Annotated in this window: 23 protein-coding genes; 4 read left to right on the forward strand and 19 right to left on the reverse strand. The window is 71.9% G+C overall.

Annotation, left to right across the window (positions count from 1 at the left end; translation table 11 throughout):
• Positions 1-10: 10 nt before the first annotated feature.
• From ABZZ38_RS22645 to ABZZ38_RS22705, 13 genes are all read right to left on the reverse strand, one after another.
• Entirely contained in the window at positions 11-601 is a 591-nt protein-coding gene (locus ABZZ38_RS22645) for a hypothetical protein (RefSeq protein WP_356742796.1), read from the reverse strand.
• 34 nt (positions 602-635) lie between these two features.
• Positions 636-1,307, reverse strand: coding sequence for a pilus assembly protein TadG-related protein (locus ABZZ38_RS22650; RefSeq protein ID WP_356742801.1), 672 nt, complete (start codon positions 1,305-1,307; stop codon positions 636-638).
• Positions 1,307-1,549 (reverse strand): hypothetical protein, encoded by a 243-nt coding sequence (locus tag ABZZ38_RS22655; protein ID WP_356742804.1) that lies wholly within the window; start codon positions 1,547-1,549, stop codon positions 1,307-1,309. The genes ABZZ38_RS22650 and ABZZ38_RS22655 overlap by 1 nt, the downstream gene beginning before the upstream one ends.
• Positions 1,550-1,776: 227 nt before the next feature.
• Complete coding sequence (locus ABZZ38_RS22660) at positions 1,777-2,706, reverse strand: response regulator transcription factor (protein ID WP_356742808.1); 930 nt, start codon at positions 2,704-2,706, stop codon at positions 1,777-1,779.
• A 3-nt stretch (positions 2,707-2,709) separates the two neighbouring features.
• The gene (locus ABZZ38_RS22665) at positions 2,710-4,080 is read right to left on the reverse strand and encodes a histidine kinase (protein WP_356742812.1); all 1,371 of its coding nucleotides are present in this window, start codon (positions 4,078-4,080) and stop codon (positions 2,710-2,712) included.
• 50 nt (positions 4,081-4,130) lie between these two features.
• A complete protein-coding gene (locus ABZZ38_RS22670) occupies positions 4,131-5,015 on the reverse strand; it encodes a DUF5936 domain-containing protein (protein WP_356742816.1) in 885 nt (294 codons plus the stop codon).
• A 13-nt stretch (positions 5,016-5,028) separates the two neighbouring features.
• The gene (locus ABZZ38_RS22675) at positions 5,029-5,967 is read right to left on the reverse strand and encodes a type II secretion system F family protein (protein WP_356742818.1); all 939 of its coding nucleotides are present in this window, start codon (positions 5,965-5,967) and stop codon (positions 5,029-5,031) included.
• A 10-nt stretch (positions 5,968-5,977) separates the two neighbouring features.
• On the reverse strand, positions 5,978-7,315 hold the full coding sequence (locus ABZZ38_RS22680) for a CpaF family protein (protein WP_356742820.1): 1,338 nt from the start codon (positions 7,313-7,315) through the stop codon (positions 5,978-5,980).
• Between the two features lie 60 nt (positions 7,316-7,375).
• Positions 7,376-7,774, reverse strand: coding sequence for a TadE/TadG family type IV pilus assembly protein (locus ABZZ38_RS22685; protein ID WP_356742822.1), 399 nt, complete (start codon positions 7,772-7,774; stop codon positions 7,376-7,378).
• A gap of 2 nt (positions 7,775-7,776) precedes the next feature.
• On the reverse strand, positions 7,777-8,232 hold the full coding sequence (locus tag ABZZ38_RS22690) for a TadE family protein (protein ID WP_356742824.1): 456 nt from the start codon (positions 8,230-8,232) through the stop codon (positions 7,777-7,779).
• A gap of 3 nt (positions 8,233-8,235) precedes the next feature.
• Positions 8,236-9,504, reverse strand: a complete 1,269-nt coding sequence (locus ABZZ38_RS22695) for an AAA family ATPase (RefSeq protein WP_356742826.1) — start codon at positions 9,502-9,504, stop codon at positions 8,236-8,238.
• Between the two features lie 7 nt (positions 9,505-9,511).
• Positions 9,512-10,219, reverse strand: a complete 708-nt coding sequence (gene cpaB, locus ABZZ38_RS22700; RefSeq protein WP_356742828.1) for a Flp pilus assembly protein CpaB — start codon at positions 10,217-10,219, stop codon at positions 9,512-9,514.
• A 65-nt stretch (positions 10,220-10,284) separates the two neighbouring features.
• Positions 10,285-11,175 carry a zinc ribbon domain-containing protein gene (locus tag ABZZ38_RS22705; protein WP_356742830.1) on the reverse strand — a complete coding sequence of 297 codons (891 nt, stop codon included), beginning with the start codon at positions 11,173-11,175 and terminating at the stop codon, positions 10,285-10,287.
• Positions 11,176-11,596: 421 nt separating this feature from the next.
• Here ABZZ38_RS22705 and ABZZ38_RS22710 point away from each other — a divergent pair, with 421 nt between their 5' ends.
• Entirely contained in the window at positions 11,597-13,303 is a 1,707-nt protein-coding gene (locus ABZZ38_RS22710; RefSeq protein ID WP_356742832.1) for a glycoside hydrolase family 18 protein, read from the forward strand.
• On the opposite strand, the gene ABZZ38_RS22715 is transcribed toward ABZZ38_RS22710, so the two are convergent.
• A complete protein-coding gene (locus ABZZ38_RS22715) occupies positions 13,304-13,774 on the reverse strand; it encodes a hypothetical protein (RefSeq protein WP_356742834.1) in 471 nt (156 codons plus the stop codon).
• 35 nt (positions 13,775-13,809) lie between these two features.
• A complete protein-coding gene (locus ABZZ38_RS22720; RefSeq protein WP_356742836.1) occupies positions 13,810-15,099 on the reverse strand; it encodes an Nramp family divalent metal transporter in 1,290 nt (429 codons plus the stop codon).
• A gap of 233 nt (positions 15,100-15,332) precedes the next feature.
• Here ABZZ38_RS22720 and ABZZ38_RS22725 point away from each other — a divergent pair, with 233 nt between their 5' ends.
• On the forward strand, positions 15,333-16,682 hold the full coding sequence (locus ABZZ38_RS22725; protein ID WP_356742838.1) for a M14 family metallopeptidase: 1,350 nt from the start codon (positions 15,333-15,335) through the stop codon (positions 16,680-16,682).
• 110 nt (positions 16,683-16,792) lie between these two features.
• On the opposite strand, the gene ABZZ38_RS22730 is transcribed toward ABZZ38_RS22725, so the two are convergent.
• Genes ABZZ38_RS22730 through ABZZ38_RS22740 form a run of 3 tightly spaced genes read right to left on the reverse strand, consistent with a single transcriptional unit; the run spans position 16,793 to position 19,271 of the window.
• On the reverse strand, positions 16,793-17,197 hold the full coding sequence (locus tag ABZZ38_RS22730; RefSeq protein WP_356742840.1) for a RidA family protein: 405 nt from the start codon (positions 17,195-17,197) through the stop codon (positions 16,793-16,795).
• Entirely contained in the window at positions 17,194-17,958 is a 765-nt protein-coding gene (locus ABZZ38_RS22735) for an IclR family transcriptional regulator (protein ID WP_356742842.1), read from the reverse strand. Before ABZZ38_RS22735 ends, ABZZ38_RS22730 begins: the two co-directional genes overlap by 4 nt.
• On the reverse strand, positions 17,955-19,271 hold the full coding sequence (locus ABZZ38_RS22740; protein ID WP_356742844.1) for a PfkB family carbohydrate kinase: 1,317 nt from the start codon (positions 19,269-19,271) through the stop codon (positions 17,955-17,957). The genes ABZZ38_RS22735 and ABZZ38_RS22740 overlap by 4 nt, the downstream gene beginning before the upstream one ends.
• Positions 19,272-19,398: 127 nt before the next feature.
• On the opposite strand from ABZZ38_RS22740, the gene ABZZ38_RS22745 reads away from it, so the two are divergent.
• Positions 19,399-20,667 carry an alanine racemase gene (locus ABZZ38_RS22745; RefSeq protein WP_356742846.1) on the forward strand — a complete coding sequence of 423 codons (1,269 nt, stop codon included), beginning with the start codon at positions 19,399-19,401 and terminating at the stop codon, positions 20,665-20,667.
• Between the two features lie 11 nt (positions 20,668-20,678).
• Positions 20,679-22,280 (forward strand): D-aminoacylase, encoded by a 1,602-nt coding sequence (locus tag ABZZ38_RS22750; protein WP_356742848.1) that lies wholly within the window; start codon positions 20,679-20,681, stop codon positions 22,278-22,280.
• Here ABZZ38_RS22750 and mptB read toward each other — a convergent pair.
• Positions 22,270-23,838, reverse strand: coding sequence for a polyprenol phosphomannose-dependent alpha 1,6 mannosyltransferase MptB (gene mptB, locus ABZZ38_RS22755; RefSeq protein ID WP_356742850.1), 1,569 nt, complete (start codon positions 23,836-23,838; stop codon positions 22,270-22,272). The two genes, ABZZ38_RS22750 and mptB, sit on opposite strands and share 11 nt — an antisense overlap.
• Between the last annotated feature and the right edge of the window lie 6 nt (positions 23,839-23,844).

Below are 23,844 nucleotides of genomic sequence, written 5' to 3' on the forward strand. Positions count from 1 at the left end.
ATGTCGGCCATCACCCAGCGATCTTGATGGTGGTGTTGGTGAACGTCGGCAGCGAGAAGTCGACCTCGCTCGTGCCGCTGGGCGGCGCCGGGAACTGCATGAAGACAGGGGTCGCCTTGCCCGGCTGGATCGGCAGGATGCCCGTGGTGCAGAGGCAGCGGCCATCTGTGTCACGGAGGACGTAATAGCGCTTCTTGTTCACCTTGTCGACCAGCGTCCCGCCGGCGACGGAATTCGGGTTCTTCGCGATGATCGTACTTTCGGCGCCTTCCCAACCGCTGGAGTTCCGCACCTCATCACTCTGGTTCCTGATCTCACCGCTGACCGTGACGAAGCCGCCGGAGTCCCGCTTGGCCTCGTTGATGACGAGCAGGAGATCGCCCTGTCCCCTGATCTCCGCCAGCTTCACGTTGGGGTCAGGCTGCGGACCGGTCGCCGTGTCCTGGCCCTTCTCACCGCCGGCGGTCGTCGGCGAAGACGCGCTTACGCTCGCCTTCGGGTCGTCTCCCTCGCCGCAGCCGGCCCCGGCGACGGCCACAGCAGCTGCCATGGCGAGGGCGAGTGCTGCCCTTCGGCCTTTGGTTGCGCGCCGCTTGCTCATGAATAATGGTTCCTTTTCTCGTCGTTCACTGCTGTCAGTCGATCAGGTGGACAGTGAAGATCTTCTGCAGCTGCAGCGAGGGCAGGGGGATTCCGGGCTCGATCACCAGGTCCTGGCCGTCGCAGGTGAGTTCCGCGGGACCCGGCGTCTCGTTCCCTTCCTCCTCGTCCTCGTCCGTGTCCTCACCCGGCGTGTTCGGTTCACCGTCGGGCTTCATGCTGCATCGGAATTCGATGACGGCGGTGGATTTGGCCGTACCGTGCTGTCGTTCGGTTCCGGGGATCACCGATTTGCCGACGGTGTACCGGGTCTTGATCTCCACGGTGAATTCGTCGCGCAGAAAGCCGGGATCACGGCTGCACCCACCGTCACCGCTGCCATCGACGTCGACGACGTCCGCGCGGTTCTTCGCAGCGAAGGCCTGCGCCTGCGCGCACGCCGCGGCGGTTCCGAACTTGTTGCCGCGCAGAAATTCCTCGATACCCCCGGGCGCGAAAATGCTCGCGAGGAGACCCGGCGCCATCTGATCCCTGGCATCCTGCGCCGCGGCCAGCGCCGCGGCGTCCGCCGCGCCCTGGGCACCGTTCCTGGTCACCGTCGCCTGACCGACTGCGAAGAAGGCGAACGCGAGAAAGAGCAGGCCCACCACCATCATGATGTAGATGGGGAAGGCCTGCCCGGCGTCGCCGCGTTTGCAGGCGCTCATCAGCCAGCCTTGATCGAGCCCACCAGGCCCTCGATGCGCTCCTTGATCTTGCCGCCGATGCCGGAGGCCGCGATACCACCGATGATGGCCACGACCACCAGGATGATGCCCAGGTACTCGAAGGCCGTCTGGCCGCGGTCCTTGGTCTCGTAGCGCTTCTGAATCCTCGACACGGCGGTGTTGGCCCAGCCGTTCACCCGGATCTGGGTGTCGACGGCAGCCTTGAGCATGGTGTCGGTCATGATGATCCCCTCGTGTCCCGGCCGGCCGCCTGCCGACCGACGTGCGAGCCTCGGTCATGTCGTCCGCCGCGCCACCGGCTTCCTCCTGGCCGGTGCCGCCTTGGACACGAGAAACGTACGCCGCGACACGTCGTCGGCCAGAGGGTCCCAGGACCCAACCACGGGCCCAAAGAGGCGGCTGGGCCCCCGGGCCCAGGCATGACCCCCGGCCCGGCACCCTGCCCTGCTCAGCCATGGTGACCCGCCCCTCCCGCACCGGGCCCCGGCGTCGGCGCGGTGCCCAGCCAGCGGGCGATGGCCTCGCTGCGGGTGCCGCTGTGGAGCTTGGTGAAGATCCGGTTGATGTGGTTCTTGACCGTCTTCTCGCTGATGAAGCAGGTGGCCGCGATCTGCTGATTGCTCATGCCGGACGCGATCAACTCCATGACCTCCTCCTCCCGCGAACTCAGCCCGAAAGCAGCCCGGTTGGGCAGGGTGACGGGACCTGCCGTCATGGACGACTGTGCCACAACCGGTTGCAGTTGCGAAAGGCTTTGGGGTTGTCGTGCCGCCGGGGGCGGTGTCGGCACCGGCCGGGCGGCGTCCGGGTACGGCGAGCCCAGGGCGGTGCCGAGCCCGTCGGGCAGCGGATGGCCGCCCGTGGGGCCATGGCCCTGGCGCATGTGCTGGAGCAAGGCGTTCGTCGCCGTGGGGGTGAGGTGCGGGCGACCGCTCTGGATGTCGCGCACCGCCTGGACCAGCTCGTCGGCGGTGAACTCCCCGTGGACGAGGTAGCCGCCCGCGCCCAGCCGCAGTGCCTCGTGGACGACGGCGTGCTCGCGGCTGTACGTCAGCATCATCACGGGTGCGACCCGGACCAGGTGCGGCAGTGCGGAGATGCCGTCCACGCCCGGCATCCGGACGTCGAGGAGAACCACGTCGGGCCGGTGCCGTACGGCCGCCTCGTAGGCCGCTCGGCCGTCCGCCGCCTCCGCCACCACCTCGATGTCGGCACGACCGGAGAGCAGTACCGTCAATCCGGCCCGGACGACGGGGTTGTCGTCGGCCACGACCACCCTCATGGGAGCGGTCGGCCGGGCTTCCTCGACCGCCGGGAACGGTGCGTGGGCCGACGGGGCCCGGCGTTCTTCCGGTGTTCGGGGGGATTCCTCCGGCATTCGTCAGCCTCCTCTCAAGGTCTGCGTCAGTGATCCCCGGACCGCCTCTCGGCGGCCCGGGGCCGGGGCGAACGTGGTCGGGATGGCGGGCAGCAGCGCGGCCATGGGGAGGTCCACCCGGACTTCCGTGCCCGTGGCCGCGCGGCCCTTGCCGATGCGTATGCGGGCGCCGATGGAGGCCGCGCGCTCGACCATGCCGACGAGGCCGAAGTGGCCGGCTCTCCTCAGCTCGTCGAGCGAGGTGCCCGCGGGCAGGCCGCGGCCGTCGTCGTACACGCTGACGCGGAGCACCTCGCCGACCACGCCGGCCGAGACGTCGACGTACGTGGGGCGGGCGTGGCGGTGGGCGTTCTCCATGGCCTCGGCGGCGACGGTGAGCAGTTGGCGGGCGACGGCCTGGGGCACGGACGGCACCGGCTGGGTGCCGAGGCTGCGAAAGCGCACCGTCATGCCGTGGCGACGACCGAAGTCGGCCGCCCTGGTGGCGAGCTCGGCCACCACGTCGACGCCTCCGTCGAGGCCGGACTCGCGGCGGAGGTCGGCGAGGAGTTCGCGGGACTCGGCCGCGGCCCGGCGGGCGGACCGCGCGACGAGCTCGGCCTGGTGCTTCACGGTGACCGGGTCCATCCGGTCGGCCGAGTGGGCCAGGCCGTCCGCGGCGAGCGCCAGGCCGTGCAGGGTCTTGGCCACGGAGTCGTGCATCTCCCGGGCGAGCCGGGTGCGTTCGCCCTCCACGGCCTCGCTGACCGCGAGACGGGCACGGGTCTCGGTGAGGGCCTGGCTGGCGGCGCCGAAGCGCAGGAGCAGGTTGCGCAGGGTGACGCCGACCGCGCCGCCGATCACGCAGAACCCGGGCAGCAGGACGGTCGCGGGTGAGGCGTCCAGGTGCTCGCTGGCGCCGTACACCGCGACGATGATCAGGATCTGGAGGGCGGCGAAGACGGCGGCGCCCCGCCACCCGTAGACCAGGCCGGCGAGGAGCGGCGTGCACACCGTGACGTAGCCCAGGGTCGACTCGGGGGTGGCGGTGATCAGGAGGAGCGCGCCGAACAGGGAGTCGACGCCCAGCAGCCATGGGTGGCGCAGCAGGAGCGGGCCGAACCGTTCCCAGTCCCGGAACAGCATGTACGAGACCATGAAGGTGACCAGCACGGCCGCGCCGATCAGCCAGGTGGCCGGGCCGGGGGCGGTCCTGTCCATGGCGAACGGCGTGGCGATGGCGATCATCGCCAGCCGGAATCCGAAGACCTGGCGGCACATGGCCTGGAGGGCGTTGATCTGGAGGGACAGGGCGGGCGGGGACTCCGGCGTGGCGGTGGCCGCGCCCATGTCGTCGGCCAGGCCACCGCGTACTCCCCCGTGCCGGTACGTCATGAGCCGGTCACCTTCCCCCTTGCGCTCGCGCCGTGGTGGTCATCGCGCCGTCAGCCGCCCAGGAATCCGAAGTCGACGTTCGCGCCGTAGACGAAGCCCACGGTGAGCAGGATGAGCGTCCCGGGCAGCAGGAAGGTCGTGACGGCGAAGGTCGCCTTCGGTACCGCCCTGGCGGCCTTGCGGCGGGCGTTCTGGGCGTCGGTGCGCCGCATGTCGTTGGCGATCTGGATGAGCGTGTCGACGATGGGCGCGCCGAGCTCCTCGCCCTGCTGGAGGGTGGTCACGAACATCGCCACCTGTTCGGAGTCGTTGCGTTTGCGCAGCTCCTCGAAGGCCTGGCGCCGGCTGACACCCATGTCCATCTGGCGCAGGGTGATGCGCAGTTCGTCCGCCCAGGGGCCCTCGTACTTCTCCGCGACCCGCTCCAGTGCCTGGCGGAAGCCGAGGCCGGCGGAGACGACGACCGCGAGGACGTCGAGGAAGTCCGGCAGGGTGCGTTCGATGTGGTCCTTGCGTACGCGGATGGCGGACCAGATGCCGACCTCGACCCAGAAGAGTCCGAAGGCGATGAGGAGCAGCGTGAGGAAGATCTGGCCCCGGATGATGGTGGAGAAGGCGCCGAGGAAGCCGAGGGCGCCGTAGACGGCGCGGCGGGCGGCGTAGCGGTCGATGGTCAGACCGCCCGGGTTTCCGGCCAGGTCTATCTGGCGGCGCTTCTTGTTGACGGCCTTGGGGCCCATCATGCGCAGCACCGTGGGGGCCCAGCGCATGCCCATGCGGTCGATGCCCGAGCCGACGGCGCCGGTGCGGCTGGAGCCGACTTCGAGGGCGACGGCGAGGTCGCCGGGCAGCTTGGCGTCGGCCCGGTACATGCGGATGCCGTGGAGGGCTCCGTAGACGCAGAGTCCGAGGACGGTGGCGAGCAGCAGGCCCATGTCGGTCGCCTCCTCAGACGTCGATGCGGGACAGCCGGCGGATCACGATGAACCCGGTGGCGTACAGGATGAGTGAGACGATGACCGCCGCCTGGCCGATGCCCGCGCCGGTCATACGGTCCAGGGCGCCCGGCATGACGGCGTTCATCAGCAGCATGGCGGCGACCCCGAAGGCGGGTACGGCGTAGGCGGTGACGGTCACCTGGGAGAGCTGGGTCCTGACCTCGCGGCGCGTCTCCTTGCGCTCCTCCAGGGTCTCGGTGAGGTTGCGCAGGGAGCTGACGACGGTGCCGCCCGCCCGGTTGGAGAGGACGAGGGTGGTGACCAGGACGACCAGCTCGCGGGAGGGCAGCCGGTCGGTGAGCTCGCTCAGGGCGTCGTCCAGCGATTCGCCGACGGCGAGGCGGTGGGCCACGCGGCCGAGTTCCTCTCCGGCCGGGGCCTCCAGCTCGTCGGCGGCCATGGCGATGGCGGTGCGCAGCGCGAGGCCCGCCTGGGTGGCGTTGGCGAGGATGCGGGAGAGCTCGGGCAGCTGGTTGATGAAGCGTTCGGTGCGCTTGGCGCGCTGCCAGTTGAGGAAGGCGTTGGTGCCCCACAGGCCGATGAGGGCGGCGACCGGGCCGAAGAACGCGGCGAGGACCGACGAGGCGACGAGCCACAGTCCGGCCATGGCGAGCAGCGCGTAGACGACGAACTCGCCGGGGGTGATCTCCAGTCCGGTGGCCGCCAGCTTCAGCTCGATCCTCCGGCCGATCGACGTCGTGCGCAGGCGCCGGTCGAAGCCGCGGAAGCGGCGCCGGCGGCCGGCGGCGGGGAGTTGGCCGGTGTGGCTGAGCCGGTCGACCAGGGCGTCGCGTTCCGCCCTGCCGACCGCGTAGGCGTGCAGGCCCATGACGCCGAGCACGCAGCACAGCAGCGTGACACCGATCGTGAGCAGAGTGAGGTTCTCCATGGTCCTGTACCTACCTGGCCTCTCGGGTGGCGAGCTGGTCGGCTGTTGCCGCGACCCCGAAGGCTTGGGGAATGGGCTGGCTTGCCATGTACAAGCGCTCGGCGAGCCGGCGCGGAAGGGGGAGATACCGGAAGGCGCCGTGGACACGGCCGTCGGCCCCCATCGGGCGGGCGTCGAACCGCGCGACGGTGACGATGCGGTAGGGGTCGCGTCCGTGGGAGTCGAGGTACGCGATCTCCGTGACCTTGCGGGTTCCGTCCGCGTGCCGGGTGAGCTGGACGATGACGTCGACGGCGCTGTTGATCTGGTCGTGCAGCGCCTCGAAGGGGATCTTGATCTCGGACATCGAGGCGAGGGTCTGGAGGCGCATCAGCGCGTCCTCGGCGCTGTTGGCGTGGACGGTGGCGAGGGATCCGTCGTGGCCGGTGGACATGGCCTGGAGCATGTCGAGCGACTCGCCGCCGCGGACCTCACCGACGACGATGCGGTCGGGCCGCATGCGCAGGGAGTTGCGGACGAGGTCGCGGATGCTGATCCGGCCCTTGCCCTCGACGTTGGCGGGGCGGGATTCGAGCCGGATGACGTGCGACTGCTGGAGCTGTAGTTCGGCGGAGTCCTCGATGGTGATGATGCGTTCATCGTTCGGGATGAGGCCGGAGAGCGCGTTGAGCAGGGTCGTCTTGCCGGTGCCGGTGGCCCCGGAGACGATGATGTTGAACTTCGCCTGCACCAGCCCGGAGAGCAGGAGCAGCATCGGCTCGTCGATGGAGCCGAAGCCGATCATCTCGGGCAGGGTGAAGGAGCGCGGGAAGCGCCGGATGGTGAGCGTGGCCCCGGTCAGCGACAGCGGCGGGATGATCACGTTGACGCGCTCACCGCTGGGGAGGCGGGCGTCGACCATGGGATTGGACTCGTCCACGCGGCGGTTGACGGTGGAGACGATGCGTTCGATCGTCTGCATCAGCTGCTCGTGGGAGCCGAAGCGCATGGGGAGTTGCTCCACCTTGCCGCTGCGCTCGACGAAGATCTGGTCGGGGCCGTTGACCATGATCTCGGTGATGGACGCGTCTTCGAGGAGCGGTTCCAGGATGCCGAGGCCGAGGGCCTCGTCGACGACCCGGCGGATCAGCTGGGAGCGCTCGACGGTGGAGAGGACCGGGCCCTCGCGGCTGATGATGTGGCCGAGTACGCGCTCCAGCCGGGCACGCCGCTCGGCCGCGGCCAGCGAGGACATCTCCGCGAGGTCGATCTCCTCGAGCAGCTTGGCGCGGTACGTGGCGACCAGGTGGCTGTCCTCCCGCCCCCCGCCGTTCTCCTCGGGGGCGGCGATGCGTGCCCGCAGACTCATGTGCGTAACTCCTCGGTCGTACTGGACGGTTGCCGTGGGGTGCGCTCCGTGTCGGCCGTGTCAGTCGCGGGGCATCGTGGAGCTCCGCTCCGCCCAGCCCCAGTCCTCGACGCCGGGCACGACCGACGGGATCCGGACCCGGGCGGTGTACGTCACCTCGTCGGCGCCGCCGCCCTGCGCGAACGTCGACTCGTCGGCGAGCCAGTCGCTCATGGCGGCACGGCCGGCCGCCTCCGGAGCGATCTCCGGCCGGTCGTGGCTCGCGGTGCGCGCCGCCACGCGTGCGGCCGTACCGGCCTGGTTGGCGGTGTAGGCGGCGACACCCAGCTGGATCGCGAAGAGACCGACGATGAGCAGCAGCGGGATGAAGCCCATGTACTCGATGGCCACCTGGCCACGGTCGCGGTGCCGGTCCCGAGCCGGGCCCCGGTGCCGGTCCCACGCGGAAGTGGTGATCACGGTCAGCCCTCCTTCGCCGCGGCGGCTTCGCCCTCGACGTCCATGGGGAAGTCGAGGACACCGGGCACCAGGACGGGCACCTTCAGCGTGACCGTCGCGCCGTACAGGCCGGGCTCACTGCGGCACTCGGGCTTGGCCGAATCCGCCCACGGGCCGGGCAGGTCCTCCTTGGCGGCCCTGGCGCACGCCGCCTCGGCGGCCCCTTGCGCGACCGCCCCCGCCCGGGCCGCCATGTCGGCCGAGTTGCCCGCCAGGCTGTAGGTGTAGCCGATCAGCGCGCACTGCCACAGCGCCACCAGTAACAGGATGATCAGCGGTGTCACGCCGACGAACTCGATGGCGGTCTGGCCCCGGTCCCGCACCGGGCCGTTTCGCTCCGGGCCGTTCCGCCCCGGCCCCTCCCGCTCCGGGCCGCTCCGTCCGGGCCACGTCCGGCCCCGTACCCCCATGGTCGTCATGGCTCAGCCTGCTCCCTCAGTACCAGACCCGCGCCGGCGGCGCGGGCGTCCGATCGAGCCGCGGTCACCGCGGAACCTACCGCCCTTGTCGGCGCCTTCGGGAATCTTCACCAGTCCCAGCTCCCCGGCCAGCGACCACAGCGCCTGCTTGACCACGCTGCGGGCGTCCAGGTCGTGCATCCGGCCGGCGTCGATCACGCCCTGCAACTCCTTGAAGTTGGCCGGGACCGCCGTACCGGCCACCCGCGTGCCGGTGATCTTCTGGATGAGCGGCGGCTGGATCTCGGAGTTGCGGCTGTGGCGGTTGACCACCGTGACCGTCTCCTCCGCCTTGCGGATCTGGAGCCGGTCCCAGAGCCGTACGAGGCGCTTGGCGCCGCGCACCGCCACCACGTCCGGGGTGGTCACCAGGACCGCGGTGTCCGCCATCTCGATGGCCGCGGCGTTCGCGCCGTGCATCTGGCTGCCGCAGTCGATGACCACGACGTCGTACCGGGAGCGCAGGGCGCTGACGATCTGCCGTGCGGACCGGTCGCTGACTTCTTCCCCGCGCTCGCCCTCGCCGGGGGCGAGGAGCAGGGCGACCCCCGTGTCGTGGTTGTAGATGGCGTCCGACAGCACCCGGGGCGAGATGTCGGAGATCAGGGCCAGGTCGACGATGGAGCGGCGGAACTGCACGTCCAGGTACGAGGCGACGTCCCCGGTCTGGAGGTCCAGGTCGACCAGGGCGGTGTTGCGGCCGGACGCCCGGGCGGCGAGGGCGAGCTGGATCGCGGTGACGGTGGTGCCCACGCCGCCCTTCGCGCCGGTGACGGTGACGACGGTGCCGCTCGGGCCGGTGAAGACGTCGGCCCCGGCGCCCAGGTGGCGGCGTACCCCGGCGGACCACTGCGCCGCGGCCTGCACGCGGTGGGCGAGCTCCTCGTAGCTCAGCGGCAGCGCCACCAGGCCGCGCGCTCCGGAGTCCATGGCGGCCGAGAAGAGCGCGGGGCTCGCGTCGGCGGTGATGAGGACGACCCCGATGGCGGGGAAGCGCAGCGCGACCTCCCGGATCAGCTCCAGCGCCGGCACCGGACCGATCCGCTCGTGGACCAGCACGACCTCGGGCAGCTCGTCGATCGACTCCGCCGCGAGGCGCGCGAGCGTGTCGATCAGCTGGGTGGAGTCGCCGACCGGGACCGCCGGGTCCGAGTCGGGAAGCTGGCTGAGCAGCGTCGTGACCGACCGTGCCGCGTCGGCGTCACCGACCGCCGGGAGGATCCTGGTGCTCATCCGATGCTCACTTGTCCTTGTCGAGCGTGTAGGTGCGGTCGCCCGGACGGATGGTGGTGTCGCTGCCCGGCGCGACCAGCGCGAGCCGTACGTGCTCCGCGAAGGATTCGGCGTAGGCGACGCGCTGGGTGTCGAGGGTGTTGAGCGCGAAGGTGATCGGCACGGCCTCGGTGGCCTGGTTGGCCTTGCTGTCCCGTCCGGGTTCCAGGGCGGTGAGCTTGCCCACGTCCAGGACGCGCGCGTTGGCGACGATGACCTTGGACTGGGCGGGCGCGCCCTGCCGCTCGCCCGCGAAGGTGGCGTAGATGTTCACCGTCGCACCGGGGGTGATCTTTCCGGCCACACCGGTGGCGGCGTCGATCATGATGGCGATTTCCTGCTGGCCGGCCTGGAGGGCGGGACGTTTCACGATCATGTCGTTCTGCAGGAGCGAACCCGCCCGGAGCTGGGTGACGGCGATCTTGCCGTTGATCTCGGAGATGTCGGTGACGGCGTTGTCGGAAAGCCAGCGCTTGGGCATCGAGATCTTTTCGAACTGTCGCGCGCTCAGCGACGTATAGGGCGCCACATCGCTTTTGACCTTGTACGCCGACCCCTCCGGGCCGACCTTGGAGTTCACGTCGCTGATCACCGAAAGCACACCGGCGAAGGCGGCGAAGGCGCACAGGACCGACAACAGAAGGAGTATGACGCCGCGGCGCTGGCGGGAGTTCATTCCGTACGACCTCGATCGGATACGTGGGACGGAGCGGACAGAACGCGTGGAGCGTGCGCGAGGAACTACGGGTTGGGGGAGGTCCCCTGATTCAGGACACCTGAATCGTGTGCCCGGTTCTCGGGCGCGGGGACGGGCGCGGAGCAGAAGGCACAGCGGTCACCGATGAGTTCCATGCCGCACCAGTGGCACCGTTCGCGCCGTACGGACGCGACGAGCTGGTAGAGGACGGTGATGTCCGGCAGGTACGCGGCGAACTCGACCAGCTTGCCGGTGCCCCACCAGCGCGGTGACTGGTCGGGCAGGGGCGCCTCCTGGACGTCCTGCACGTGCCACGCCGGGGCGAGGGTGTCGGTGACCCATTCCGAGGGGAGCGCGCCCCGGGCGGTCAGCATGCGCGTGCCGAACTGCGCGCCGAATTCGGGGCCCGTGAGCAGGCCCGACCCCTGGCCGATCCGGATGAGCTGCGGCTGCGGCCCGGCCAGCACGGCGAACTGCGAACCCGGCATCCAGCCCTTGAGGTGGGCTTTGAGGCTGACCGGGACGCGGTCCAGTTTGGCGACGGAGTTCAGTACGGCTCCGGCGTAGATGTAGTGGGAAAGGAGACGCGCCGCGGAGGCGATGATTCCGGGGCTGAAGTCGCAGAGGGACAACTGGCGCAGCTGGCGGACGAGCACGGCCGTTCCCAGCGGCGGGAGGTCCAGCTTCAGCAGGGCGACGCGGTCGCTCTCCAGGATCGCGCGCACGGCGAACAGGCGCCGTTCGTGGTCGGTCGTGACGGAGGAGGGATACGCCACGACGACGTGCCCGTGCTGCTCCAGCAACATCTGCATATCGGCCAGCGCCGCGTCGAGGGGCCGGCTGTCCGGCGCGGGTAACACGGCGGCTGCGGGCGTCTGTTGATCAGTGGGAGGCAGCACCAGGTCAGCACTGGTGACCGCAATCGCTGTCGGCACTTCGAAATCCCCGTTCACTCCGGTCACCGGCGAACCGGCCACCGCAGATCGTCGACTGCGCAGTGCAGTTGCCTCAGCACTTTATCCAGGACTTACTCCGGCGGTGAACCTCTCCACCTTTCTCCGGGGCAGGGAAATTACTCACAAGTACGAGCAAAAGGGGGACGAGCAGACGTTCCGCTCCCCCGGCTCGGTCGCGCGCGGTGTCCGGGAAGCCGCGCGAGGAACGATTCTGCTCCACCTTCGCGTGAATTCCCTCCTCAGGGCGCCGCCGGGCACCGGAGCGGCCCGCGTGAACGTCCCCTCGCGTACGAGTCGGTGTCACAGGCCTTGACAACTCGATTGGTCTGGACCAGTTTTACGCCAGCGGTGGCCGCCGTTCTCCTTCCGTACCCCTCGACTCCCCCACCGGAGGCAGCAAGTGGACCGCTCACGCACGCGACCGCACCGGCGCAGATGGCTCGGAGGTGCCCTGGCGCTCGCCGTCGGGTCCGGGCTGGCAGTCACCGGCGGAGCCGGTACCGCCCAGGCCGCCGACGTCAACGTCGCCAAGAACGCCGGCTTCGAGTCCGGGCTCGCCAACTGGACCTGCTCGGCCGGCAGCGGCGCCACCGTCTCCTCGCCGGTGCGCGGCGGCGCCGCCGCGCTCAAGGCCACGCCCAGCGGGCAGGACAACGCCCGCTGCGCACAGACCGTGGCGGTCCGGCCCAACTCCACGTACACCCTGAGCGCCTGGGTGCAGGGCGGGTACGCGTACCTCGGCGCGAGCGGCACCGGCACGACCGACGTGTCGACGTGGACGCCGGACTCCTCCGGCTGGAAGCAGCTGACCACCCGCTTCACGACCGGGGCGAACACGACGTCGGTGACCGTCTACACGCACGGCTGGTACGGGCAGGCGGCCTACTACGCCGACGACGTCTCCGTCTTCGGGCCCGACGGGGGCGGCGGCGGTGACCCCGACCCGGTGGTGCCCGCGACGCCCGCCGGGCTCACGACCGGCGCGGTGACCTCGTCGTCCATCGCCCTGAGCTGGAACGCGGTCCCGGGCGCGACCGGGTACAACATCTACCGGGACGGCGCCAAGGCGCAGTCCGTGACGGGCACGTCGGCGACCGTGAGCGGGCTGGCGGCGAACACCGCGTACAGCTTCCAGGTCAGCGCGACGAACGCGGCGGGCGAGTCCGCGAAGTCGGCGGCGGTGAGCGGCAAGACGTCGGGCGGCGGCACCAACCCGAACCCGGCCGTGCCGCGGCACGCGCTGACCGGCTACTGGCAGAACTTCGACAACGGCGCGACGGTGCAGAAGCTGCGGGACGTGCAGGCGCAGTACGACATCATCGCGGTGTCGTTCGCGGACTCGACCGCCACACCCGGCCAGATCGTCTTCAACCTCGACCCGGCCGTCGGTTACGCCTCGGTGGCGGACTTCAAGGCCGACATCGCCGCGAAGAAGGCCGCCGGCAAATCGGTGATCATCTCGGTGGGCGGTGAGAAGGGCAACGTCACCATCAACAGCGACGCGTCGGCGACCGCCTTCGCGAACAGCGCGTACGCCCTGATGCAGGAGTACGGCTTCAGCGGGGTCGACATCGACCTGGAGCACGGCATCAACTCCACGTACCTGACCAAGGCGCTGCGCCAGCTGTCGGCGAAGGCCGGGCCGTCCATGGTGCTGACGATGGCGCCGCAGACCATCGACATGCAGTCGACGGGCACCGAGTACTTCAAGACGGCGCTGGCGGTGAAGGACATCCTCACGGTCGTCAACATGCAGTACTACAACAGCGGGTCGATGCTCGGCTGTGACGGCAAGGTGTACGCGCAGGGGTCCGTGGACTTCCTGACGGCGCTGGCCTGCATCCAGCTGGAGGGCGGCCTGGACGCCTCCCAGGTCGGGCTCGGCGTCCCCGCCTCCCCCCGCGGCGCGGGCAGCGGCTACGTCGACCCGTCGATCGTGAAGAACGCGCTGGACTGCCTGACGCGCGGGACGGGCTGCGGCTCCTTCAAGCCGTCGAAGACCTACCCGGCGCTGCGCGGGGCGATGACCTGGTCCACGAACTGGGACGCGACCGCCGGCAACGCCTGGTCCAACGCGGTCGGCCCGCACGTCCACAACCTGCCGTAGCTACGCCACCGGCGGGCGGTTCGCCAGGTAGTGGTGCAGTACGGGGCCCAGCTCGGCCAGCCACTGGTGGAGCTGGGCCTTGCGGCGGGCGTCGATCCGGCACTCGTACAGCATGCCGCCGGGGTGGGCGACGGCGACCATGAGGACGGCGCCGCCGTGCGGGGAGGGGGCGTGGTGCACGGTGGCGATGGCGGCCCACGGGAACTCCATGGTGTGGCCGTTGATCTCCAGGGCCACACCGAACGGGTCGACGATCACGGAGTTGCGCCGGTCGTGCGCCACGAACTCCGGCCCGTCGGCGGGCGGCGGCGGGCCGTAGGGGGCCGCGGCGCCGTACGGGACGGGAGCGCCGTACGGGGGCGGGGCCGGCGCGCCGTACGGGGCGGGTGGTGGGCCGCCGTACGGGACCGTCGGGGGGCCGTACGGCGGCTGCGCCGGTATCGGGGGGCCGAATCCGGGGGGCGTTGTCATGTCCCCCAGTATGAGCAGCCCGGTACGACCACGGCCTACCAGGGCAGTTCGCGCACCTGCTGGACGCACAGCACCACGAACAGCAGCCCCGCCGCGCTCAGCATGCCGTTGCTCAGCCGGCCGTTGCGCCACTCGCGCGGGGTCCGGTCGGAGTTGAGCAGCCAGACGAGCGTGAGCGCCAGGAACGGCATGAAGAACGCGCCGATCACGCCGTACACGATGATCAGGCCGAACGGCTGGTCCAGGAAGAGCAGGCTGATGGGCGGGAACGTCAGCCACAGCAGGTACGCCCGGAACGGCAGCGACTTCTCTCGGACCGCGACGGCGGTCGCGTCGCCGCCGCGCTCCGCGCGGAAGCGGGCGACGAAGTCGGCGAACATCAGGCTGACGCCGTGCCAGACGCCGATGAGGGAGGTGAAGGAGGTGGCGAAGAAGCCGATCAGGAAGAGCTTGGCCGTCGCGGCGCCGTACTGGTCCTCCAGCACCTTGCCGAGGTCGAGCAGCCCCTTGTCGCCCTTGGCGAGCGCGACGCCGGAGGAGTGCAGCAGCTCGGCGCCGACGAAGAGCATCGCGACGACGAAGACGCCGGTGGTGAGGTAGGCGACCCGGTTGTCGAGACGCATGACCTTGATCCAGCTGATGTCGGTCCAGCCCTTGGCGTTCACCCAGTAGCCGTACGCCGCCAGGGTGATCGTGCCGCCGACGCCGCCGATCAGGCCGAGGGTGTAGATCAGCGAACCGTCCGGCAGGACGGGCGCGAGGCCGGCGAGCGCGTCGCCGAGGTGCGGGGTGACCCGGATGGCGAGGTAGACGGTGATCACGAACATCACGCCGACCAGGATCGTCATGACCTTCTCGAAGACGGCGTACCGGTTGAACCATACGAAGACCAGCCCGGTCAGGCCGCACAGCACGGCCCACCACTTGAGGTCCATCACGTCCGGGAAGAGCGCGCTCAGCGGGAGGGCGCTGGAGGACATGGCGGCCGCGCCGTAGACGAAGCCCCAGACGATGACGTATCCGACGAAGTAGACCGTCGTCCAGGCGCCGAGGCTGCGCCAGCCGTCGAAGAGGGTGCGGCCGGTGGCCAGGTGCCAGCGGCCGGCGGCCTCGGCGAGGGAGATCTTGACGACGCAGCCGATGACGGCGGCCCACAGCAGGGTGTAGCCGAACTTGCTGCCCGCGATGAGCGTCGCCGCCAGGTCGCCGGCGCCGACGCCGGTGGCGGCGACGACGATGCCGGGGCCGATGGAGCGCCAGGTGGCCCTGCGGGGGGTGACGCCTCCCGCGGCGTCCTCGCTCCGCGCGGTGTCTGTGCCTGTCATGTCCGTCCGCCTTCCCCTCGTGATCGTTATGACGTGACGTCACGTCACCAAAGCGGGTCCGGGGTGATCCCGCAAGGGGCGGCACGCCGGGACCACGGCCCGCGAACGCCACCACGGCGACCGGAGCGCGGCGACCATGGCCGGAGACAACCTCTTGACGCGGTCATGCCATAGCCGCACGATGCGTCGCACGGGGAGAGCCACCCCGTACCCCCCACCCAGGAGACAGCAGCATGCGACTTCGCATACGCGGCATGAACGGCAGAAGGTCCGCCACCCTCACGGCCTTCCTGGCGCTCGCCGTCGTGGCACCGCTCACCGCGACCACCACGACGGCTGCCGACGTGCCGACCGCCCCCGCCGCCACCACGGAGGAGGTGATCCGGCAGTACGAGATCCACGGCCCGTCCACCGCGGCCGAGCGCACCGCCCTCGCCGCCACCGGCGTCTCGATCGACGAGGCCGACGCCCACGCCGTCGTCGTCAGCGCCAACGCCGAACAGCTCCGGCGGCTGCGCGCACTCGGCCACAAGCCCGTCGCCCTGCCCGCCCCGCCCGACCGGACCGGCGGCAAGGCCGTCGGCGCGATGGACTTCCCCTCCGCCGACGCCCGCTACCACAACTACGCCGAGATGAACGCGGAGATCGGCCAGCGGCTCCAGCAGTACCCGAACATCATGAGCCGCCGTGTCATCGGCAAGTCGTACCAGGGCCGCGACATCGTCGCCATCAAGATCAGCGACAACGTCGCCACGGACGAGAACGAGCCGGAGATCCTCTTCACCCACCACCAGCACGCCCGCGAGCACCTCACCGTCGAGATGGCGCTCTACCTGCTGCGCGAACTCGGCGCGGGATACGGCTCCGACTCCCGCATCACCAGCGCCGTCAACAACCGCGAGATCTGGATCGTGCCCGACCTCAACCCGGACGGCGGCGAGTACGACATCGCCTCCGGCTCCTACCGCAGCTGGCGCAAGAACCGCCAGCCCAACGCCGGCTCGTCGTCCGTCGGCACGGACATGAACCGCAACTGGAACTTCAAGTGGGGCTGCTGCGGCGGCTCCTCCGGCTCGACCGGCTCCGAGACCTACCGCGGCTCGGCCCCCGAGTCCGCCCCCGAGGTGAAGGTCGTCGCCGACTTCGTCCGCTCCCGCGTCGTGGGCGGCAAGCAGCAGATCAAGGCGGGCATCGACTTCCACACGTACAGCGAACTGGTCCTCTGGCCGTACGGCTACACGTACAACGACACCGCCCCCGGCCTGACCCAGGACGACCGGGACGCCTTCGCCACGGTCGGGCGCAAGATGGCCGCGAGCAACGGCTACACGCCACAGCAGTCGAGCGACCTCTACGTCACGGACGGGTCGATCGACGACTACCTGTGGGGCGCGCACAAGATCTTCGGCTACACCTTCGAGATGTACCCGAGCAGCTCCGGAGGCGGCGGCTTCTACCCGCCCGACGAGGTCATCGAGCGCGAGACGAGCCGCAACCGGGACGCGGTGCTGCAGCTGATCGAGAACGCGGACTGCATGTACCGGTCGATCGGCAAGGAACAGCAGTACTGCACCGCGGGTTGAGCGGTCACACACTACGGGAACGCACAGCCGCACCGCACAGCCGCGACGCACGACCGCGACGCGCGACGGAGGGCGCCCGGCACCGGGCGCCCTCCGCCTTCGCGGGACGGTCAGTCCAGGACCGCCAGGGCGTCGATCTCGATGAGCAGGCCGGCGGGCAGGCCGACGTAGACCGTGGTCCGGGCGGCGGGGGGCACGGTCAGGCCCGCGAAGTACTCGTCGTAGATCTCGTTCATCTCGGCGAAGTGCGCCGTGTCCGTGAGGTAGACGCGGATCATCATCACGTCGTCCCACGTCGCGCCGCCCTCCTTCAGGATCGCCTCGACGTTGGCGAGGGTCTGGAGGGTCTGCTCGCGCAGCGTCGGACCCGCGACGGCCGGCGCCCGGCCCTCCACGGCCGGCAGGAAGCCGACCTGTCCGGCGACCTGGAGGATGTTGCCCTTGCGCACGCCGTGGGAGAAGCGGGCGGGCGGGGCGGTGTGGGTGGCGGGGGTGAGCGCGGTCTTCTCGGTCATGCGATGACTTCCTCGGGTGGGGTGTGTCCGGAGTAGTCCCGCGTGATGGCGTCGGCGGTGCGGCGCACCAGCGGGAGGAGGGTGAGCAGTTCGTCGGCGGTGACGACGACGTTCGGCGCGGAGACCGACATGGCGGCGACGACCCGGCCGTCCGCGCCGCGGATCGGGGCCGCGACGCAGTTGATGGACTCCTCGTGGCCGCCGAGGTCGGTGGCCCAGCCCTGTTCGCGTACGGTCGCCAGCTCCTTGAGGAACGCGGCGGCGTTCGGGGTCGAACGGGGCGTGTACTGGGGGTAGTCCAGCTTCGCCGCCAGGGCGCGGCGCTCGCCGTCGGGCAGGTCGGCGAGCAGCAGCTTGGCGACGGCGGCGACGGTGATCGCGACGGGCTTGCCGATGCGCGAGTACATGCGCACGGGGTAGCGGCTCTCCACCTTGTCGATGTAGAGCACCTCGCCCTCCTCGTGCACGGCGAGGTGGACGGTGTGCCCCGTCCGCTCGTTGAGCCGGACGAGGTGGGGGTGCGCGATCTCGCGGACGTCGAGGTTCTCGACGGCTTCCTGGGCGAGCGCGAAGAGGCGGGCGCCGAGCCGGTAGCGCTGGTCCTGCTGCCGGTGGACGAGCCCGTGCGCGTGGAGCGTGCGCAGCAGCCGCAGGGCGGTGGACTTGTGTACGCCGAGGGCGACGGCGACCTGCCCGAGGTCGGCGGGGCCCCGCGCGAGCAGCGGCAGGATGCTCAGCGCCCGGTCGACGGTCTGGCTCATGGCGTACGTACCTCCTGGTCTTCCCCGGTCCGCGTCCAGCCGGGCCCGAGGTGCAGTCTCCCCCAGGCGTCGTCGTCGAGTCCGGCGAGCCGGTCGGCGTGCGGGGCGGCGGGAGGGGTGCCCAGGTCGCCGGGGACGGTGAGGGCGGAGGCGGCCATGAGGTGCCCGTGGCGCAGCCGCTGCCGCGGGTCCAGGCCGCGGAGGGTGGCGCCGAGGAACCCGGCGGCGAAGGCGTCCCCGGCGCCGACGGGGGCGACGACGTCGACGCGGGGGGCGGGGACGAAGGTGACGGTGTCGCCCGGCCGCGGCTCCGCCCCGAGCCCCCCGGGGCTCGGCCCCGGCGCGGGAGCGTGGTGCGCGGGCACGGGGCCGCCGCGCGGTGCTTCACCCCACCCCGCCCCTGCCCGGAACCGGGGCTTCGCCCCGGACCCCGCACGGCCTTCGGCCGTGTCCTCACACGCCGGACGGGCTGCGTGCGGCGGGCGGGCCGCGTACTCGGCCCCTGGGGGTTCCCCCTGGACGAAGTCCTCGGGGGAGGTCGAGGCGCGGGGGTCCGGGGGCGGCGCCCCCGGGTACGCGCCCGCGCCGCGGGCGTACACCGTCGCGCCCCGCCCGCCGTGCTTGACCACCACCACGCCCGGCTCCGGCAACGCCGCCCGGATCGCCCCGGCGCCCCGCAGGCCCCACGCCGCCTCCGCCTCGTCCTCGCCGACGAAGACGAGGTCGGCGCCCCGCGCCAGGTCCAGGAGGACGGCCGGGTCCGCGGGGGCGTCGCGCCACAGGGACGGGCGGTGGTTGACGTCGAAGGAGAGCAGGGGGCGCCCCGGGCGGCGGCGGGTGAGGTCGCGCATCAGGGCGAGACAGCCCGCGGAGAGCGCGGCGGTGATGCCGGACAGGTGCAGGACGCGGGTGGAGTGCAGGTCGTCGTACACCACGGTGTCCGGGGACATCGCGGAGGCGGCCGACCCGGCGCGGTAGTAGACGACCTCGTGGGCGTCGGCGGCCCGGTCGGTCGCCGTGCGGAAGTACACGCCGGTCGGGCGGTGCGGGTCGCGGCGTACCGCGCGGGTGTCGACGCCGTACGCGGCGATCGCCGCCACCAGGTGGTCGCCGAAGCCGTCCGCGCCGACGCGGCTGACCCACCGGACGCGGTGCCCGGCGGCGGCCAGCGCGCAGGCGACGTTGGATTCGGCGCCGCCGATGGCGCGGGTGAAGGAGGGGACGTCGGCGAGGCGGCCGGGCCGGGAGGGCAGGAAGGTGACCATGGACTCACCGAGACAGACGACGTCGGTTCCGGTCACGCTGAGGGTCACGCCGGGGGCTCCTCACTGGCTCGCCCGGCTCCATTGACCCGGCGCTGCGCCGGATGTTAGACAGCAGCGAGCACTATACGCAATGGGTGTTGCGCGTAGCGCAACGTCGGGAAAGGGAGGGGCGCGCATGGCTGCCGACCACCTCAGGCACGAGCGTGTCGACCACCGCTTCAAAGGGCTCCCCGCGGACGCCGACGGGCTCACCGTCGGGGAGCTGGCCGCCCAGCGCCGCAACCTCTTCACCGGCGGGTTCACCACCCCCGTCCTCGCGCTCTCCGCCGAGTCGCTCGCGCACAACCTCGCGCTCCTGGAGGCGTACTCCGAGCGTCACGGTCTCGCCTTCGCCCCGCACGGCAAGACGTCCATGGCGCCGCAGCTCTTCGACCGGCAGATCGCGTACGGGGCGTGGGGCATCACGGCGGCCGTGCCCCACCAGGCTCGGGTCTACCGGGCGTTCGGCGTCCGGCGGATCTTCCTCGCCAACGAGCTGGTCGACTCCGCCGCCCTGCGATGGCTGGCCGCCGAGCTGGAGCGGGACCCGGACTTCCGTTTCCTCTGTTACGTGGACTCCGTGCGCGGCGTCGAGCTGATGGCCGAGGCCCTGGAGGGCTGCGCCCGCCCCGTCGAGGTCGTCGTCGAGCTGGGCGCGGGCGACGGCGCGCGCACCGGGGCGCGCACGGAGGCCGACTGCGCCGCCGTCGCGGACGCCGTCGCCGCGACGCGCACGCTGCGCCTGGTCGGCGTCGCCGGGTACGAGGGCGAGGTGCCGGACGCGACGGCGGACACCGTACGGGCGTGGCTGCGCCGGCTGACCGGCCTCGCGGCCGAGTTCGACAAGGCCGGCCGCTTCGCCGCCGACGTGGACGAGATCGTCGTCAGCGCGGGCGGCAGTGCCTGGTTCGACACGGTCGCCGAGGTGTTCGCCGAGCTGCCGTCCCTGTCCCGGCCGGCGCTGAAGCTGCTGCGCTCGGGCGCGTACGTCTCGCACGACGACGGCCAGTACCGCGACCTCACCCCCTTCAACCGGGTCCCCGACGAAGGCGCGCTGCGGCCCGCGTTCCGCCTGTGGGCGCAGGTGGTGTCCCGCCCGACGGCGGAGCAGGCGTTCGTCAACGCGGGCAAGCGGGACGCGGCGTACGACCTCCATCTTCCCGAGGCGCAGGTCGTGCGCTCGGCGCGGGACGGCTCGCTCCGGCCGGCGACGGGGATCACGGTGAGCCGTCTGTCGGACCAGCACGCCTGGCTGGAGACCACGCGGGAGGCGGCGGGGCTGGAGGTCGGCGACTGGGTCGGGATGGGGCTGTCCCACCCGTGCACGGTCTTCGACAAGTGGCAGCTGATCCCGCTGGTGGAGGCGGACGGCACGGTCACCGACTTCATCCGTACGTTCTTCTAGGCCCGGCGGCCGTGGACCTCGTCATACGTGACGTGCGCGTCGTCGACGGCGGTGGCGGCGCCTCCTACCGCGCCGACGTCGGCCTCAGCGGCGGCCGGATCGCCGCCATCCGCGCCCAGGGCGACCCGGTGACGCTGACCGGGCGGCGCGTCCTGGACGCCCACGGGCTCGCCCTGGCCCCGGGCTTCATCGACATGCACGCCCACAGCGACCTCGCCCTGCTCCGGGACCCGGACCACAGCGCCAAGGCCGCGCAGGGCGTCACCCTCGAAGTGCTGGGGCAGGACGGCCTGTCGTACGCGCCGGTCGACGACCGCACGCTCGGCGAGGTCCGCACGGCCATCAGCGGCTGGAACGGTGACGGGTCCGACATCGACGTGGACTGGCGGACCGTGGGCGAGTACCTCGATCGCCTCGACCGCCAGGGCATCGCCGTCAACGCCGCCTACCTCGTCCCGCAGGGCACGGTCCGCGCGTACGCCATGGGATGGGACGACCGCCCGCCGACCGACGCCGAACTCGGCCGGATGCGGCGACTGGTGGCCGAGGGCATGGAGCAGGGCGCCGTCGGCATGTCGTCCGGCCTCACCTACACGCCCGGCATGTACGCGCGCGACACCGAACTCGCCGAGCTGTGCCGGGTCGTGGCCGGCTACGACGGCTACTTCTGCCCGCACCACCGCAGTTACGGGGCGGGCGCCCTGGAGGCGTACCAGGAGATGGTCGCCCTCGCCCGGGCGGCGGGCTGCGCGCTGCACCTGGCCCACGCCACCATGAACTTCGGCGTCAACCAGGGCAGGGCGCCCGAGCTGCTGGCGCTGCTGGACGCGGCGCTGGCCGACGGCGTGGACGTCACCCTCGACTCGTACCCCTACACCCCCGGCTGCACGACGCTCGTGGCGCTGCTGCCGAGCTGGGCGAGCGAGGGCGGGCCCGAGGCGGTCCTGGCGCGGCTGCGGGACGGCGCGACGGCCGAGCGGATCCGCCACCACCTGGAGGGGACCGGCTCCGACGGCTGCCACGGCGTGCCCGTCGCGTGGGACACCATCGAGATCTCCGGCGTCGTCGACCCGGCGCTCACGGGCTTCGTCGGCCGGACGGTCCGGCAGTCGGCGGACGCCCGCGGCGAGACCCCGTGGGCGACGGCCCGCCGTCTGCTGATCGACGACCGCCTCGGCCCCACGATCCTCCAGCACGTGGGCCATGAGGAGAACGTACGGGCGATCATGCGCCACCGGGTGCACACGGGAGGCTCCGACGGCATCCTCCAGGGCGCCAAGCCGCACCCGCGCGCGTACGGCACGTTCCCGCACTACCTGGGGCGGTACGCGCGCGAGCTCGGCGTGCTGTCGCTGGAGGAGACCGTCGCGCACCTCACCTCCCGCCCGGCCGCCCGGCTGCGGCTGGCCGACCGGGGGCTGGTCCGCGAGGGCTACCGCGCCGACCTGGTCCTCTTCGACCCGGACACGGTCGCGGCCGGGTCCACCTTCGACGCGCCGCGCACGCTGCCGACCGGCATCCCGTACGTCCTGATCGACGGCCGCTTCGTGATCGAGGACGGCCGGCGCACGGACGTCCTGGCGGGCCGCGCGATCCGCCGCGCTACGGGGTGAGGCGGGGCAGCGAGGCCGCCGGGGCGGGGGGTGCCGCCTCGCGCCGCAGCAGCACCGTCCCGATGACGCAGGCCACGCCCGCGAGGACGAAGCCGTACGCCGGTGTGTGGCCGGAGGGCTGGGTCTCGTACGGGAGGGCGGCCGAGAGCACCATCACGACCCGGGCGGCGCGGCCGTGCGGCGCGGTGGCGGCGATCAGCGTCATCCCCCACAGCGCGTACCAGGGCTGCACCATCGGCGACAGGGCGACCAGCGCCAGCAGGGCCAGGCCCAGCGCGTGAACCGGGTCGAGGGCGGTGACCCGGGCCGGGGCGGAGGCGGGGGCGGGGGCGACGACGCCGCGGGCGGCCCGCCGGGCCAGGACCACGATGACGACGAGCGCGGCCACGAGGCCCAGTCGCTGGACGGCGGCCTTGACCGGGTCCGGGTCGGTGCCGAACAGCAGGTGGAGCAGTTCGCCGAGGGCGAGGCCCAGGTCGCTGGTGGCGGACAGCGCGGTGTGGATCGTCCCGGCGACGCTCTGGGTCCCGAGCCAGCCGAAACCGGTGCCGGCGACCAGCGTCGCGGCGACGGCGACCGAGGCGGCGACCAGGCCGGGGCCGAGCAGTCCCTTCGCGAGGAGGCGCACCCGGTCACCGCGGCCGACGACCCCGACGACCCCGGCGCCCCTCGCGCGCCCACCACGCCGAACGCCCCCGGCGCCCTCGCCGGTCGCCGCGCGGACGACGATCACGCCGATGAAGAGCAGCGCCACGGCGGCGGGGGACTTGACCATGGCGGCGAGGCCGACGAGGGCGCTGCCCGCGATCCACCGGCCGCGCAGGGCGAGCGCCACGCCCGACAGCATGAGGGCGATCATCAGGCCGTCGTTGTGCATACCGCCCACGACGTGGATCAGCAGCAGCGGATTGAGCGCACCGATCCACAGAGCACTGCCCTCGTCCGTGTCCGACGCCCTCGCGAGACGGCGCAGCGCCCACACGGTGAGCCCCACCGCCGCCACCGCGACCAGCCGCATGCCGAGCACGGCCGGCACGATCGTCCCGCCCGTCACCCAGGTCACCGCCTGGGCGACGAGCAGGAACACCGGGCCGTACGGGGCGGGCGTGTCGGTCCAGTGCCCGCCCACGCTCGCCGCCGCGTCGCCGCCCCGGCCCCCCGGGTCCAGGACGGCGGGCCCGGCGCCGTACACGTCATGCCCTTCGAGGACCATCGCGCCCTGGGCGATGTAGCTGTACACGTCCGCGCTGTACAGCGGCGGCGCGAGCAGCAGCGGGGCGCCCCACCACCCGAGCGTGACGAGCGTGTCGCGCGCGGACGCGCCCCGGGCGGCCCGCCGGTACCCCCACCACGCGGCGATGAGGAGCGTGAGCCCCGCGTACGCCAGGGCCGCGCCCGCCACCGTCACCGCCGTGCCGTGCGGCACCCACAGGCCCCAGGGGTCGCGGGCGGGCAGCGTCCCCGCGGTCCAGCCGCCCGCCGCCACCGCCACGGACCCCACCGCGCCCAGCCGCCGGTGCCGGTGCCGGTGTCCGGCCGCGTTCCATGCCCTCCACATGACCCG

It is taken from the genome of Streptomyces sp. NPDC006368 (genome assembly GCF_040612535.1).
Classification (GTDB): Bacteria; Actinomycetota; Actinomycetes; order Streptomycetales; family Streptomycetaceae; genus Streptomyces.

Coding starts and splice junctions, on each gene's coding strand:
- ABZZ38_RS22645 (WP_356742796.1), bottom strand. CDS start 601: ATGAGCAAGCGGCGCGCAACCAAAGGCCGAAGGGCAGCACTCGCCCTC.
- ABZZ38_RS22650 (WP_356742801.1), bottom strand. CDS start 1,307: ATGAGCGCCTGCAAACGCGGCGACGCCGGGCAGGCCTTCCCCATCTAC.
- ABZZ38_RS22655 (WP_356742804.1), bottom strand. CDS start 1,549: ATGACCGACACCATGCTCAAGGCTGCCGTCGACACCCAGATCCGGGTG.
- ABZZ38_RS22660 (WP_356742808.1), bottom strand. CDS start 2,706: ATGCCGGAGGAATCCCCCCGAACACCGGAAGAACGCCGGGCCCCGTCG.
- ABZZ38_RS22665 (WP_356742812.1), bottom strand. CDS start 4,080: ATGACGTACCGGCACGGGGGAGTACGCGGTGGCCTGGCCGACGACATG.
- ABZZ38_RS22670 (WP_356742816.1), bottom strand. CDS start 5,015: ATGGGCCTGCTGCTCGCCACCGTCCTCGGACTCTGCGTCTACGGAGCC.
- ABZZ38_RS22675 (WP_356742818.1), bottom strand. CDS start 5,967: ATGGAGAACCTCACTCTGCTCACGATCGGTGTCACGCTGCTGTGCTGC.
- ABZZ38_RS22680 (WP_356742820.1), bottom strand. CDS start 7,315: ATGAGTCTGCGGGCACGCATCGCCGCCCCCGAGGAGAACGGCGGGGGG.
- ABZZ38_RS22690 (WP_356742824.1), bottom strand. CDS start 8,232: ATGACGACCATGGGGGTACGGGGCCGGACGTGGCCCGGACGGAGCGGC.
- ABZZ38_RS22695 (WP_356742826.1), bottom strand. CDS start 9,504: ATGAGCACCAGGATCCTCCCGGCGGTCGGTGACGCCGACGCGGCACGG.
- cpaB (WP_356742828.1), bottom strand. CDS start 10,219: ATGAACTCCCGCCAGCGCCGCGGCGTCATACTCCTTCTGTTGTCGGTC.
- ABZZ38_RS22715 (WP_356742834.1), bottom strand. CDS start 13,774: ATGACAACGCCCCCCGGATTCGGCCCCCCGATACCGGCGCAGCCGCCG.
- ABZZ38_RS22720 (WP_356742836.1), bottom strand. CDS start 15,099: ATGACAGGCACAGACACCGCGCGGAGCGAGGACGCCGCGGGAGGCGTC.
- ABZZ38_RS22725 (WP_356742838.1), top strand. CDS start 15,333: ATGCGACTTCGCATACGCGGCATGAACGGCAGAAGGTCCGCCACCCTC.
- ABZZ38_RS22730 (WP_356742840.1), bottom strand. CDS start 17,197: ATGACCGAGAAGACCGCGCTCACCCCCGCCACCCACACCGCCCCGCCC.
- ABZZ38_RS22735 (WP_356742842.1), bottom strand. CDS start 17,958: ATGAGCCAGACCGTCGACCGGGCGCTGAGCATCCTGCCGCTGCTCGCG.
- ABZZ38_RS22745 (WP_356742846.1), top strand. CDS start 19,399: ATGGCTGCCGACCACCTCAGGCACGAGCGTGTCGACCACCGCTTCAAA.
- mptB (WP_356742850.1), bottom strand. CDS start 23,838: ATGTGGAGGGCATGGAACGCGGCCGGACACCGGCACCGGCACCGGCGG.